This is a genomic window from Bartonella sp. AA83SXKL (genome assembly GCF_042196965.1).
Classification (GTDB): domain Bacteria; phylum Pseudomonadota; class Alphaproteobacteria; order Rhizobiales; family Rhizobiaceae; genus Bartonella.
Genome location: NZ_JBHIRG010000001.1, coordinates 243,350 through 255,884, shown reverse-complemented (window position 1 = coordinate 255,884; position 12,535 = coordinate 243,350). Strand labels below are relative to the sequence as shown.

The window sequence follows — 12,535 nt, the reverse complement described above, 5'->3', positions numbered from 1 at the left end:
CAATATTTCACAGCATAAAAGAATAAAACTCTTTGAAAGAAATAAAAAGAGAGGTATATTTTATATTAACTTACTCTTCACTAAAAACGAAGATTGATACCAGTAACGATGTGCAAACAATCCAACTTCTTTGAGAAAATTCCTCTTGGCTTCCCACTTCATATGATTTACTTACATAAAGCTCTATGAAAAAACTCTGCGCTTTAAAATATTGACCACTCACTTAAACACCTTATGTGCAAGTTTTTGCATATCCTGTATGACCATTATTAAGTGATAGTGTTTACGGTGCAGTAGGATACAATACCACTCACTGCATTAGAGAAACTGAATTTTTATCAATATCGCGATTAAAAACGTAACGTTTTCCATAAACCTCAACAGTTGGAGGTTGACGATTTTTTTCAAAAAAATCATAACCTTTCTTAAGCATAATCCAGAATTGATAATGAGGATTCTTGCTATGGCGTGACATATTATCCTCGGTCATGCGGAAAGGAAAAGCCTGCAACTGAAACTCTCTTTGTCCTCCTTTAAAAGCATCCCGTGCAAACGCATAAATCTGAGCCATGTTCTTATCACTCATAGAATAACAACCTGCGGAAAAGCAAGAACCATGCACCATAAGATTGCTTCCTGTGCGACCATTTTCCTGATCATAAAGGTTAGGAAATCCTATATTAAAAGAGAGATAATATTTTGAATAAGGATTCATTTGGTTTGCGCTAATAGTATAAAAACCCTCTGGTGTCTGAAGATCCCCTTCTTTATATTTAGGTCCAAGCTTACCAGACCATTTGCAAATGCCATAGCGAGCAACCAAGATAAAAGGTCCTGAACGAGATTGCTTCCAAACTTCAGCAAGATTTTCTTCCTTAAAAAACCGCATCATAATCGGTGCATAGGGATCTATATCATACAGAACCATTCTATTTTTGATTTCTTGCGGCAACGGCTGCTCAACTTTAGCGCGAATAGAGGCTGGTAATCTTCCTTCACATGCTGTCAATAGTCCCATTACAAACAACACACACACAGCGAGGAATCTGCTAAATGTCATCGAATAAAACTCCAATCCAACACCCCTCACAAAAAATAACCTATGTTAGAGATCGACCAATTTGAAGGTATTTTTCCCTTCGCTCTTGTTTAAGCACTTGACCATCTTTTCCAGCCATAGCTTTTAAAGCCTCTGAAATAACATCACCCGTTGCATCAATGACAATCTCTTTGCCACGATGTGCTCCCCCTAAAGGTTCCGAAATAATGCCATCAATAATCTTTAAGCGATACAAATCTTGAGCGGTAATACGCATATTCATTGCAGCATCTTTTGCACGAGCTGGATCACGCCATAAGATAGAAGCTGCTCCTTCTGGTGAAATAACAGAGTAAATTGCGTGCTCCAACATATAAACTTTGTTGGCAGCCGCGATTGCTATCGCCCCTCCAGAACCGCCTTCTCCAATAACAACGGAAACTACAGGAACTTTCAAACGCAAAGTTGTAGCTGTTGATTGAGCAATTGCTTCCGCTTGCCCACGTTCTTCAGCGCTTACCCCAGGATAAGCACCTGCTGTATCAATAAAAGTGAGGAGTGGCAAACCAAAGCGGTCAGCCATTTCCATAATACGTACAGCTTTACGATAGCCTTCTGGACGTGCAGAACCAAAATTATAGCGCAAACGTGTTTGCGTATCGTGACCTTTCTCTTGACCGATATAAGCAACGGCCTCACCTTTAAAGCGTGCAAACCCCGCTTGAATAGCCTCATCTTCAGCAAACTTGCGATCTCCGGCCAAAGGCGTAACGTCACTCAATAGGCGTTTAGAATAGTCCATAAAATGGGGACGATCCGGATGACGAGCGACTTGTGTTTTTTGCCACGGCGATAATTTTTTATAAATATCGCGCAACGCTGTTTGGGAACGCGTTTCAAGACGAGCAATCTCGTCACTCATATCAAGACTGCCTTTTTCCTGAGAAATTTTTTTTAATTCAAGAATTTTCCCATCAAGATCAGCAACTGGTTTTTCAAAATCAAGATAATTATACATTTGTGTCAACTCATTCAGTGTCACTTATACACTTATAATTTGCTTTATAAAGTCTTTTTCAAAAACATCACCTTTTCTTTAACGAGCCTTTTGCTCATCGGCAAGTGGATGATGCTCATTGACTAAACGATAAAGTCCCTCTTCCAACACATGGGTATAAATCTGAGTGGTAGCAATATCAGAATGACCTAACAAATGTTGAACGGCACGCAAATCAGCACCATTTTGCAAAAGATGACTAGCAAAAGCATGACGCAACACATGGGGAGAAAAGCTATCACTTCCTATCCCTGCTCTTCTAGCGAGATTTTTCAACTCTCGTGCAACGACTTGACGAGCAATATATCCTGTCTCGGAATGCGCAGGAAAAAGATAAGAACTCGTAGCATCCTTTCCCTGATCACGCAAGTTTAACCACTGTGAAAGAACTTGGCATGCTTTTTTTGATAACAGCACCATTCGTTCTTTTTTGCCCTTACCACGAACCAAAACGCTGTATTCCTTCCTTCGAACAGACTGAACCGGCAGACTCACCAACTCACTAATACGTAACCCTGTTGCATAAAGCATTTCAATCAATAACTGAAGACGCAGTGCACGGAAATAACCTTTGGACCCATAGTCTGCTTGATTGACTTCTAACTCCGCAAAATCAAGCAATTTTATCACTGCATCTTCACTCATGATTCTGGGCAAAGGACGCCTCTGACGAGGTGCATCAATATCATGAGAGGGATCATCTGCTCTCAACCCTTCAGCATAAAGGAATTGATAAAACTGACGCAAAGTTGATAAACGGCGCGCTTGCGACGATGCCGCAAAACCAAAAGTATGCATAAGCGACAAAAGGGTAATTAAATCTTCTTTTTGTGCTGAAAAAAGCGAAACAGAGTGTGAAGACAATTCGTCTTGTGCCCACTGCAAATCATGCTGATAAGCCGCAAGCGTATGAGACGAAGCCCCTCTCTCCGCACTCATCATCTCAAGAAAATGATCTATCACAGCACCACTTTTCATTTCATTGATTCGCTTCCGTAGAAAGATTCCATGAATCCAAGGGAACATCAATGTACATATCCACAGTTACTGGTTCAACCCAAACCACAAGAGCACCCATTATAATGAAAAGAACAGAAAGCAAAATGAAAAGAATCATCAAAAATCTAGTCAATGTTGGCATAAAACAATAACCTACCCAAAAATATTCTATCTCGTATTATGCCTCACAAAGATTAACAGGAATTGACTTTAAGATGGATAAATGCCGAAATAAAGTTATGAAAAGCAATCGACCAAAACGCGTCCCCATAACACAAATAAAGAATCAGCTCTTATCGTCCCTTGATAAAAGAGCACTTGTCCTTGTTGGTCTTATGGGGGCAGGCAAATCAGTGATCGGAAAACGCGTCGCCACCATGCTCCGTTTACCTTTTTATGATTCTGACCAAGAAATTGAAAAAGCTGCACAAATGACAATTACAGAACTCTTTGAAATTTATGGTGAATCCGAATTTCGTGCTCTTGAACAGCGTGTTATTCTAAACCTCATGAAAAAAAATCCCCTTGTTTTAGCAACAGGTGGTGGTGCCTATATAAATGAAAATATCCGAAAAGCCATTCACAAAAATGGTATATCCATATGGCTAAAAGTCGATCTTGATATCCTCATGCAACGTGTCTCAAAGCACCCGACACGTCCCTTGCTTCAAACAGCCAATCCTAAAGAAACCATGCAAAAACTCATGGAACAGCGTTATCCTATCTATGCAAAGGCAAACTTAACAATTAACAGTCATAAAGAAAGCCGTCATACCGTAGCACGAAATGTTATACGATCCGTACAGCACTACCTATACACAGAAATTAACAATAGGGATAACCAGCATGCAAACCAAAACCGTTACTGTTAAACTGGACAAACACTGTTACGATATCATCATTGGTCCGGGTCTGATTACACAAGCTGCTTCACAAATTAAACATGCTCTTAATAAAAAAGATCCTCATCAAACGCGCTTGGCACTTGTTACAGATACAAATGTTGCTTCCCTTCATTTGGAGATATTGCAAGCAGAATTAACAAAAAATAAAATTCATACTGTCCCTATTATTGTAGAAGCGGGAGAACAATCAAAATCATTTTCAACCCTGCAAGTTGTCATCGATCAAATTCTTGCTGCGCGTTTAGAAAGAGGCGACTGTGTTATTGCTTTTGGCGGTGGTGTCATTGGCGATCTAGCAGGATTTGCGGCAAGTATAATCCGCCGTGGTATGAACTTCATTCAAATGCCCACAACGCTTCTTGCACAAATTGATTCCTCTGTTGGTGGAAAAACTGGAATCAATAGCCAATATGGCAAAAATCTTATTGGTGCTTTTTATCAACCAAAATGCGTTATTGCTGACACGTGTCTTCTTGATACCCTGCCGCCGCGCGAATTTCGCGCTGGCTACGCAGAAATAGTAAAATACGGTCTCATTAACCAACCTGACTTTTTTGAGTGGCTTGAAAAAAATGGGCAGAAAATTTTCTCTAATGGCCCTATGCGAACAGAGGCCATTGTTCGCTCATGCCAATTTAAAGCTGACATTGTAGCACGCGATGAGTACGAAACGGGAGAGCGCGCACTCTTAAATCTTGGCCATACATTTGGACACATGCTTGAAACAGCAACCGCTTATGACTCCAACCTTTTAATCCATGGCGAAAGCGTAGCAATTGGGATGATTCTAGCTCATCAATTCTCTGCTCAATTAAATTTAATAAGCCCCACGCTTACACAACGCATTGAAGCGCACTTCAAATTTATAGGATTGCCTACACAATTAAAGGATATCCCAGGGTGTCTACCAGATGCTGAAACTTTAATGACTCTCATTGCCCAAGATAAAAAAGTTTTGCAAAACAATTTGACTTTCATCTTAACACGCGGACTTGGCCAATCATTTATTGCAAAAAATGTTTCACCAGATGCAGTTTTATCATTTTTGGAACAAAAATTAACAGAAATTCGTTAATTCATATTGAATATAATTGATTCGTTTTTATACTTCTATTAAAGATTAAATATGATGATGTCTGCGTAGCTCAGTAGGATAGAGCACAGGATTCCTAAAGAAATTGGGCACTTTGAGGAGAAATCCTCAAAGTGAATCTGCTCAAATTCGGGGAAAGCTTCATGGGCGACTATATGCCAATCCCGAGCCAAGTCTCTTTTCAAATGAGAGAAAGGTGTAGAGACTGAACGGGCAGCACCTAAAGAGCAAAAGCTTTAAGGTGAAGAGACAGTCCAGACCACAAACAGCCGATAAGGCTGGCGGTGAAAATCGAAGTGGTATGAATCCTGGGGTCGCAGGTTCGAATCCTGCCGTAGACACCATCGTATCAGTCAAATTATTCTTTGTGCACAATATTAGGAATATAGGGAAGCATCATGAAAAAAACTTTGCACATTTTAGGATTTTTCACCGCTTTAAGTTTATCACTCTTCAGCTCAAACAATAGCTTAGCTGGTTCTTTAATCATTGAAGTACCAGACAATCCAGAGCCCAAAACAGAGACCATTACCTATCAGTGTGATACTGAAACAGGTAAAGAGCGCGTAGAGGCAGTTTATCTTAATGCTGACAATATTTCGTTGGTTGATTTCAAATGGAACGGTGATCGTGTCATTGCTGCTAATGTCATCGCGGCAACAGGAGCAAAATTTGCAGGAGCTCAGTACATCTGGTGGGAGAAGAACAAAGAAGTCACGCTTTATGACCTTGCTCAGGATCCAGAAGAAAAAAAACCTATCCTATGTAAAGATGAGTCAACATTATTATTTTAAATAACACGGGAAATATTATGAAAAAAATTTCTTTTACTAAACAATTTTTCATTACTTTAAGTGTGTTCCTTCTCGGTTCAATTAATGCATTAGCAAGTTCTTTAGTCATTGAAGTACCAAATGATCCAGAACCAACAACAGAGACCATCTCCTATCAATGCGACATGGGAACAAGCAAAGAGCATGTTGAGGCAACTTATCATAATGCTGGCAATATTGCGCTTGTTGATTTAAAATGGAACGGTAAGCGCATCGTTGGTTCTAATGTAATTGCCGCTTCTGGAGGAAAATATGTGGGTGGTCAATACATTTGGTGGATAACTAAAAATGAAGCCATATTTTACGATCTTATTAATGATCCAAAAGAAGAAAAGCCCATCCACTGTGTAGAAGAAAAAAGCACAGAATAAAGAAGGTTCTTACATTTCAAGAACCGCGCTGGCTCTCATCTCTTGATGTTCCTTCTGACGTGGGTAACTTTTCCTCCGTCTGGTGTAATAAAAGAGCCAGCGGTTTTTCTGACTGTTCTTCTGAATGATGTCGATAAGCTGCTGTATGTGAGAGCAACATAGAAGCTACCGGCGCTGTTAAAAATAAAAAAAACATTAGCAACACTTCATGAAAAACAAAATAATGGTCCACAAATATTGAATAAAGAAATGAAGAAATAAGAATACTACCAACGCCCCAACTCGTACATACTGAAAGCATATGCAAACGCTTATAAAAATTGGAAAAACGCACCAAACCTATCGTTGCGATCAATGTCAATCCAGACCCTAATATTAAGAAAACTGTGATAGCAATAGCAACCACAAGCGATATATCATCTTTCATTCAATAATCTCCCCCCGCATAAGAAATTTCGCCAAAGCGATGCTTGAGACAGATCCCAACAATCCAATAATGAGAGCTGCGACAAAATAAGCGGTTGTTCCTGAACGAATATCGAATGTAAGAAACAAAAGAATAGTAGTTATATAAAGGGCATCCAAACCAACAATTCTATCCTGCGCCCGTGGACCACAAATCAACCGAAACAGCGCGAAAATCACCGCTAAACTTAAAAAAAACTGTGAAAAGAAAAGCCCCCAATAAAGAATCACCATACTCATAAAAAAATCTCCAAAAGCAATTGCTCATACCGTTGTTTGATCAACTGTTTGTAATCATATCCATTTTTAAAATTTAAAACATGAAGCAAAAGTTCACCCTTTTTACTATTATAGGCAACCCAAGCAGTTCCAGGGGTTGCCGAAAGGATGCATGCTAAAATAGCCAAAGCAGTGCGATTATGAAGCAGAAGAGGTACTACAATAAAACCAGATTTCTGCTCTCGAGACCTTTTTGTTAAAACAAACCAAGTCACCGAAACATTTGAGAATATAGAATCTATAAATACTCGAAAAACGAGACGAAAAACCGCACTCCAGCTTTTAATAACAGCCTTCTCCGGCTCCAGAAGCCGTATCATCCAACCACAAAACAAAGCGGTTAAAATCCCTAAAAGAAATTGCCCTAAACTAAGACCATTTAAAATAAGCCACATAAGGACAATGACACCACTGAAAAAAGGGGAAGGACAAAAACGATTCATTTACTCACCTCCCTATTTTCGAGAGAAAAATCCGTTAAAACGCTCCCAATATAGTTTTGAGGTTCATACAAAGTCTTAGCAGTTTCAGACATATAATGACTAACAGGACTGGCTACAATTGTTATAAGAAAACACAAAGCAAGGAGAACGGCAATAGGCGCAAATTCTATCACTTGCACACGGGGAATACGCCCTTCAAGAGAAACCCAAAAAGTTCGGATACCCGTTCGTGTCAATGCAATCAAAGCCGCAAAACCAGAGAGAGTGACAAAAACTACAAAAAGCCAATCTTGGTAAACCGGTAGAGAGACAGAAAAATCCTCTCTACTGTGATTTAAAATTGCCATGAACATCATAAATTTAGCAACAAAACCAGAAAAAGGCGGCAATCCAATAATCAAAATGGCACAAATACCAAAACAAGCTCCAAGAATTGCCAAGGTTACCGGAAAATAGATGCCAACTTCATCTTCTTCCTCCTCTTCATCGTCACCATACACCTCCATTGTGACAGCAAGAACATTTGCAGCCACATCTTGACAGCGTTCAACCAACTCTACCAAAAGAAAAAAAGCTCCCAGTGCTAAAGTTGAAGAAACAATATAAAAAAGTGCACCTGCTGTCAGTGCTGCATTGCCGATCCCGATCGCGGCCAACAATGTACCAGAAGAGACAAGGACACTATAAGCTGCCAAACGCACCAAAACTTGGCTTGCCAATACCCCAATAAAACCAACAATCATAGTGGCAAGCCCACCATAAAACAAAACCGTATGACCAAAATGGTTAAAATATTCACTTTCAGAACCAAACCATAGCAACGTTAAACGTAAAATAATATAAATACCCACCTTGCTCAAAAGTGCAAAAGAAGCTCCAACTGGCGCTACTGCTGCACTGTAAGTTGGCACCAACCAAAAATTAAGCGGCCACATACCCGCTTTAAGCAAAAAAGCAATACCTAAAAGTGCAACACCTATTTCGAACAAAACAATATCTGTAGAAGATATATATTTTATTTTAACAGCCAAATCGGCCATATTAAGAGTACCAACGACTCCATAAATGAGCGCTATACCAACTAAAAAAAATAATGAAGCAATAAGATTAACCACGACATAATGCAACCCTGCGCGCACGCGTGTCTGACCAGAACCATGCAAAGCAAGCCCATAGGAAGCTGTTAACATAACTTCAAAAAACACAAATAAATTAAATAAATCACCAGTCAAAAAAGCACCATTTATCCCCACCATAAAAAATTGCATTAGTGACTGAAAATGAGAACCAGCTTTGTACCAATGAGCCCGCGCAAAAACCAACACGCTAGTCACCAACAAGCTGGAAAGTAAAAGCATCATAGCGCTTAAGCGATCAAGGACTAAAACAATTCCAAAAGAAGACGGCCAATTACCAAGTCGATAAACATCGCAAGCCGGTGCTATTTCAAGAGTACGTATAATCAATAAAATGGCAGTAACGACCAACAGTCCCGCAGAAGAAAGACTGATGAATGATTTAAGTCTTGCACGACGTTCATCATAAAAAAGAAGAAGTGCTCCAGTGATTAACGGCAAAAGAATAGGCAAAATAAGGAGATGATGCACTCCTATTTCCATTATTGCACCTCACGTCCATCAACGTGATCAGAACCCGTTAAACCACGTGAAACCAACAAGATAACTAAAAATAAAGCTGTTGTTGCAAAACCAATCACAATTGCAGTTAAAACCAAGGCTTGTGGGAGAGGATCGACATAATTAGCTGGATTAATAACAGGGGTAGGATCAACAATTGGAGCAGCATTACTACGCGGTCTACTCATTGAAAATATAAAAAGATTAACACCATAGGAGATCAAGGACAAACCAAGAATGACTTGAAAAGTACGTGGACGCAAAACAAGCCAAATACCTGATCCGACAAAAACACCGATACCCAAAGAAAGAACAATTTCCATTAATTTTCCTTCTCTTTTAAAATAGGTTTCTTACCGATTCGGTAACTCCGAATTGACTGGTGTGCAAGTGCAATTAAAATGAGAACAGTTGCTCCTAACACAAGAGAAAGCACACCAAAATCAAACAAAAAAGCGGATGCCATGGAAACTTTCCCAATTAACGGAAGATGAATATATCGAAAAAAGGATGTTAAAAAAGGATATCCAAAAAACCAAGAGCCCATCCCCGTTACGACTGACAACAATAAGCCAAAGCCTATCCAACGCAAAGGTAAAACTCTCAAATGCGTTTCCACCCACCGAATATCGCGTGCAAGATATTGTAAAATAAATCCTATTGCCAAAGTAATACCACCGACAAATCCACCTCCTGGCAGATCATGCCCTCGCATGAATAAATAAATAGCAAAAGCGATAATAATCGGAAAGAGCCAACCCATAATAACAGCAGGAACAGCTAAATAATTCAATACTGTATCTCCCACATTTCGATTAGGCTGTGCTATATCAAAGGCTTTCTGGATACGTTGTTGAAAAGGCGCATCAATACTCTCAGGCGCAGGACGAAAACGTCGTAATAGGGCAAAAACAGTAAGGGAAACAACACCCAAAACCACAATTTCTCCCATGGTATCAAAACCACGGAAATCAACCAATAACACATTCACAACATTGCGACCACCAGCATCTGAGTAAGCATGCGTTAGAAAAAAATCAGAAATCGTTGTACCTTGGGGACGTGTCATCACTGCAAAAGAAAGCCATGCTACACCAGCACCTCCTACAAGGGATATGATGAAATCACGGAAACGACGCAAGCGAACCCAAAAACGAACAGCAGCCGGCCCAGGGTCATGCAAACGTTTAGGCAACCACCGTAAACCAAGCAATAATAAAACGACTGTAACAACCTCAACAACCAATTGTGTTATTGCTAAATCAGGAGCAGAAAGCCATAAAAAGGTTGCACAAGTCATCAAACCAGCTCCCCCTAAAAGCATAAGTGAAGCAAGACGATGAAACTTTGCTCGCCAAGCAACTAAAAGCGCACATAATCCGCCAACCAGCCAAAGAGCGAGAAAAGGAATATCAAGTGGAAAAAGCGGTAATGTCCCCACTGGAATGAAACCATCGCACCAAAGTAAAAGACCAACAAAGGCAAAACAGACCCAAAAAATCCAATGCAATTGGATCTGCAAACGGCGTGTTGACAAAGCAGATTCCACCGCACGGGCCCATTTCCAAGAAATAATTACGAGAATGCGTTCAAAAATACGCGGTCCTTTTAAGTGACGGAAAAAAGGAGCCCCATCATCACAGGATAAAAAATAACGATGCCCGACAGCATAGAGCAATCCGCCCCCTAATAATGCAACAAAACTCATCACTAATGGAGTGTTAAACCCATGCCAAACAGCCAAACTATAAGGAATTGTCATTGTTCCTAAAACAGACACGACCGCATTATCTAAAATAGGTCCTATTGTTAAATTAGGAAAAATACCAACCGCTAAACAAATAAACACCAAAAGCTCCATTGGTAAACGCATGAAATGCGGTGGTTCATGGGGAGTCTTGGGTAAATTGTCAGGCTTTTGTCCTAAAAAAACGCCATGAATAAAGCGTATAGAATAGGTCACACTAAACAGACTAGCTAGCGTTGCCACATAAGGCGCAATCCAATCGAGCCATGATTCCATATGCGTTTCAACAGCTTCAGCAAAAAACATCTCTTTCGATAAAAAACCATTCAACAAAGGAACCCCAGCCATCGCTGCACTCGCAACTAAAGCAAGAGTTGCTGTGATAGGCATAGAACGATAAAGCCCTGACAGTTTACGCATATCACGTGTTCCCGTCTCGTGATCAATAATGCCAGCAGCCATAAATAAAGAAGCTTTAAAAGTAGCATGATTAGCCATATGAAAGATTGCCGCAACACATGCAAGTGAACTACCAAGACTTAAAAGTGTTGTAATTAATCCAAGATGACTAATAGTCGAGTACGCAAGCAGTCCTTTCAAGTCTTGCTGAAACATGGAAAAATAAGCACCTAGAAGAAGAGTTGAGAGTCCTGAAAAGCCAACCAGCCAAAACCAAGATTCTGTTCCAGAGAGCACAGGCCATAAACGAACAAGCAAAAACAATCCCGCTTTTACCATTGTTGCCGAATGCAAATAAGCCGATACAGGGGTTGGAGCAGCCATCGCGTTGGGTAGCCAAAAATGAAAGGGAAATTGCGCACTTTTTGTTAACCCTCCCAATAAAATGCAAATAAGGATAGGACTATAAAGAGAACTTGACCCGATCATATCTCCAGACTGTAGCACCTTATCCAAATCAAAACTGCCAACAGTATACCCAATCAATAAAACTCCAATAAAAAGAGCAAAGCCGCCAAAACCTGTGATCGTTAGAGCCATACGCGCACCCTCACGCGCACTTGCATTATGGTACCAATAGCCGATCAGCAAAAAAGAAAAAATACTGGTGAGTTCCCAGAAAACAACCAAAAAGACGAGATTACCTGATAAAACTATTCCTATCATTGATCCCATAAAGGCCAAAAAAAAGGAAAAAAAACGCGGTACAGAATCCGCTGGATCTATGTAATAACGTGAATAAATGACAACAAGCAGCCCAATCCCTGTAATAAGCAAGCAAAAAAGCCACGACAAACCATCTATGCGGAGAATCAAATCGCTTCCCCATTCTGGAAGCCAAGAAATATCTAAACGCACTATGTGGTTTCCGCGAACTTCCGGATAAAGCATTATTGTAAAAATAAGACAGAAAAGTGCGACGACCCCAGCAAACCACGCTTCATTATTTTTTGCTGTCGAACGAAAAAAGCCAATGACAGCACTTCCACCAAAGGGAAGCAAAACGAGCAATACCAACATTGCTTCCCGTGTTGTCATTCTTTAAACTCCATTTTACCTTAATATTTTGTCATCGACAAAACAAAAACTTATATTCTCACCCCCCATTCCACACTTAATGATAATAAGATTTAATAAAACTTAAAAGCATTTAAATTTTTAAAAAAAACAATGCTTGCATGAAAATACTGCGCACCACACAAGTCTTC

Annotated in this window: 13 protein-coding genes; 4 read left to right on the top strand and 9 right to left on the bottom strand. The window is 39.9% G+C overall.

Annotated features, from left to right (window positions below):
- Window positions 1-310 precede the first annotated feature (310 nt).
- From ACFINO_RS00925 to ACFINO_RS00915, 3 genes are all read right to left on the bottom strand, one after another.
- Entirely contained in the window at window positions 311-1,060 is a 750-nt protein-coding gene (locus tag ACFINO_RS00925; protein ID WP_375633615.1) for a L,D-transpeptidase family protein, read from the bottom strand.
- 40 nt (window positions 1,061-1,100) lie between these two features.
- On the bottom strand, window positions 1,101-2,057 hold the full coding sequence (locus ACFINO_RS00920) for an acetyl-CoA carboxylase carboxyltransferase subunit alpha (protein ID WP_375611312.1): 957 nt from the start codon (window positions 2,055-2,057) through the stop codon (window positions 1,101-1,103).
- 78 nt (window positions 2,058-2,135) lie between these two features.
- Window positions 2,136-3,074 carry a site-specific tyrosine recombinase XerD gene (locus tag ACFINO_RS00915; RefSeq protein WP_375617420.1) on the bottom strand — a complete coding sequence of 313 codons (939 nt, stop codon included), beginning with the start codon at window positions 3,072-3,074 and terminating at the stop codon, window positions 2,136-2,138.
- Window positions 3,075-3,334: 260 nt separating this feature from the next.
- Here ACFINO_RS00915 and ACFINO_RS00910 point away from each other — a divergent pair, with 260 nt between their 5' ends.
- The 4 genes from ACFINO_RS00910 (at window position 3,335) to ACFINO_RS00895 (ending at window position 6,297) form a co-directional block, all read left to right on the top strand.
- The gene (locus ACFINO_RS00910) at window positions 3,335-3,967 is read left to right on the top strand and encodes a shikimate kinase (protein WP_375654873.1); all 633 of its coding nucleotides are present in this window, start codon (window positions 3,335-3,337) and stop codon (window positions 3,965-3,967) included.
- Entirely contained in the window at window positions 3,942-5,075 is a 1,134-nt protein-coding gene (gene aroB / locus ACFINO_RS00905) for a 3-dehydroquinate synthase (RefSeq protein ID WP_375654834.1), read from the top strand. The genes ACFINO_RS00910 and aroB overlap by 26 nt, the downstream gene beginning before the upstream one ends.
- A gap of 416 nt (window positions 5,076-5,491) precedes the next feature.
- Window positions 5,492-5,887 (top strand): MliC family protein, encoded by a 396-nt coding sequence (locus tag ACFINO_RS00900; RefSeq protein WP_375617422.1) that lies wholly within the window; start codon window positions 5,492-5,494, stop codon window positions 5,885-5,887.
- 17 nt (window positions 5,888-5,904) lie between these two features.
- The gene (locus ACFINO_RS00895) at window positions 5,905-6,297 is read left to right on the top strand and encodes an MliC family protein (RefSeq protein ID WP_375617423.1); all 393 of its coding nucleotides are present in this window, start codon (window positions 5,905-5,907) and stop codon (window positions 6,295-6,297) included.
- Window positions 6,298-6,313: 16 nt separating this feature from the next.
- Here ACFINO_RS00895 and mnhG read toward each other — a convergent pair whose 3' ends face one another.
- From mnhG to ACFINO_RS00865, 6 genes are read right to left on the bottom strand one after another with little or no spacing between them, the layout of a single operon-like run.
- On the bottom strand, window positions 6,314-6,724 hold the full coding sequence (gene mnhG, locus ACFINO_RS00890; protein WP_375614351.1) for a monovalent cation/H(+) antiporter subunit G: 411 nt from the start codon (window positions 6,722-6,724) through the stop codon (window positions 6,314-6,316).
- The gene (locus tag ACFINO_RS00885; protein WP_375617424.1) at window positions 6,721-7,002 is read right to left on the bottom strand and encodes a K+/H+ antiporter subunit F; all 282 of its coding nucleotides are present in this window, start codon (window positions 7,000-7,002) and stop codon (window positions 6,721-6,723) included. The genes mnhG and ACFINO_RS00885 overlap by 4 nt, the downstream gene beginning before the upstream one ends.
- The gene (locus ACFINO_RS00880; protein ID WP_375654832.1) at window positions 6,999-7,484 is read right to left on the bottom strand and encodes a Na+/H+ antiporter subunit E; all 486 of its coding nucleotides are present in this window, start codon (window positions 7,482-7,484) and stop codon (window positions 6,999-7,001) included. The genes ACFINO_RS00885 and ACFINO_RS00880 overlap by 4 nt, the downstream gene beginning before the upstream one ends.
- Window positions 7,481-9,103 (bottom strand): monovalent cation/H+ antiporter subunit D, encoded by a 1,623-nt coding sequence (locus ACFINO_RS00875; protein WP_375654830.1) that lies wholly within the window; start codon window positions 9,101-9,103, stop codon window positions 7,481-7,483. Before ACFINO_RS00875 ends, ACFINO_RS00880 begins: the two co-directional genes overlap by 4 nt.
- Window positions 9,103-9,444: a Na+/H+ antiporter subunit C gene (locus ACFINO_RS00870; protein ID WP_375617427.1), complete on the bottom strand. Its 342-nt coding sequence runs from the start codon at window positions 9,442-9,444 to the stop codon at window positions 9,103-9,105. Before ACFINO_RS00870 ends, ACFINO_RS00875 begins: the two co-directional genes overlap by 1 nt.
- Window positions 9,444-12,365: a monovalent cation/H+ antiporter subunit A gene (locus ACFINO_RS00865; RefSeq protein ID WP_375654828.1), complete on the bottom strand. Its 2,922-nt coding sequence runs from the start codon at window positions 12,363-12,365 to the stop codon at window positions 9,444-9,446. Before ACFINO_RS00865 ends, ACFINO_RS00870 begins: the two co-directional genes overlap by 1 nt.
- Between the last annotated feature and the right edge of the window lie 170 nt (window positions 12,366-12,535).

What these genes read in the sequence shown, in the direction of transcription:
- ACFINO_RS00875 (WP_375654830.1), bottom strand. Translation starts at nt 9,103, where the DNA reads ATGGAAATAGGAGTGCATCATCTCCTTATTTTGCCTATTCTTTTGCCG.
- ACFINO_RS00925 (WP_375633615.1), bottom strand. Translation starts at nt 1,060, where the DNA reads ATGACATTTAGCAGATTCCTCGCTGTGTGTGTGTTGTTTGTAATGGGA.
- ACFINO_RS00885 (WP_375617424.1), bottom strand. Translation starts at nt 7,002, where the DNA reads ATGAGTATGGTGATTCTTTATTGGGGGCTTTTCTTTTCACAGTTTTTT.
- ACFINO_RS00895 (WP_375617423.1), top strand. Translation starts at nt 5,905, where the DNA reads ATGAAAAAAATTTCTTTTACTAAACAATTTTTCATTACTTTAAGTGTG.
- ACFINO_RS00865 (WP_375654828.1), bottom strand. Translation starts at nt 12,365, where the DNA reads ATGACAACACGGGAAGCAATGTTGGTATTGCTCGTTTTGCTTCCCTTT.
- ACFINO_RS00900 (WP_375617422.1), top strand. Translation starts at nt 5,492, where the DNA reads ATGAAAAAAACTTTGCACATTTTAGGATTTTTCACCGCTTTAAGTTTA.
- mnhG (WP_375614351.1), bottom strand. Translation starts at nt 6,724, where the DNA reads ATGAAAGATGATATATCGCTTGTGGTTGCTATTGCTATCACAGTTTTC.
- ACFINO_RS00910 (WP_375654873.1), top strand. Translation starts at nt 3,335, where the DNA reads ATGAAAAGCAATCGACCAAAACGCGTCCCCATAACACAAATAAAGAAT.
- aroB (WP_375654834.1), top strand. Translation starts at nt 3,942, where the DNA reads ATGCAAACCAAAACCGTTACTGTTAAACTGGACAAACACTGTTACGAT.
- ACFINO_RS00870 (WP_375617427.1), bottom strand. Translation starts at nt 9,444, where the DNA reads ATGGAAATTGTTCTTTCTTTGGGTATCGGTGTTTTTGTCGGATCAGGT.
- ACFINO_RS00915 (WP_375617420.1), bottom strand. Translation starts at nt 3,074, where the DNA reads ATGAAAAGTGGTGCTGTGATAGATCATTTTCTTGAGATGATGAGTGCG.
- ACFINO_RS00880 (WP_375654832.1), bottom strand. Translation starts at nt 7,484, where the DNA reads ATGAATCGTTTTTGTCCTTCCCCTTTTTTCAGTGGTGTCATTGTCCTT.
- ACFINO_RS00920 (WP_375611312.1), bottom strand. Translation starts at nt 2,057, where the DNA reads ATGTATAATTATCTTGATTTTGAAAAACCAGTTGCTGATCTTGATGGG.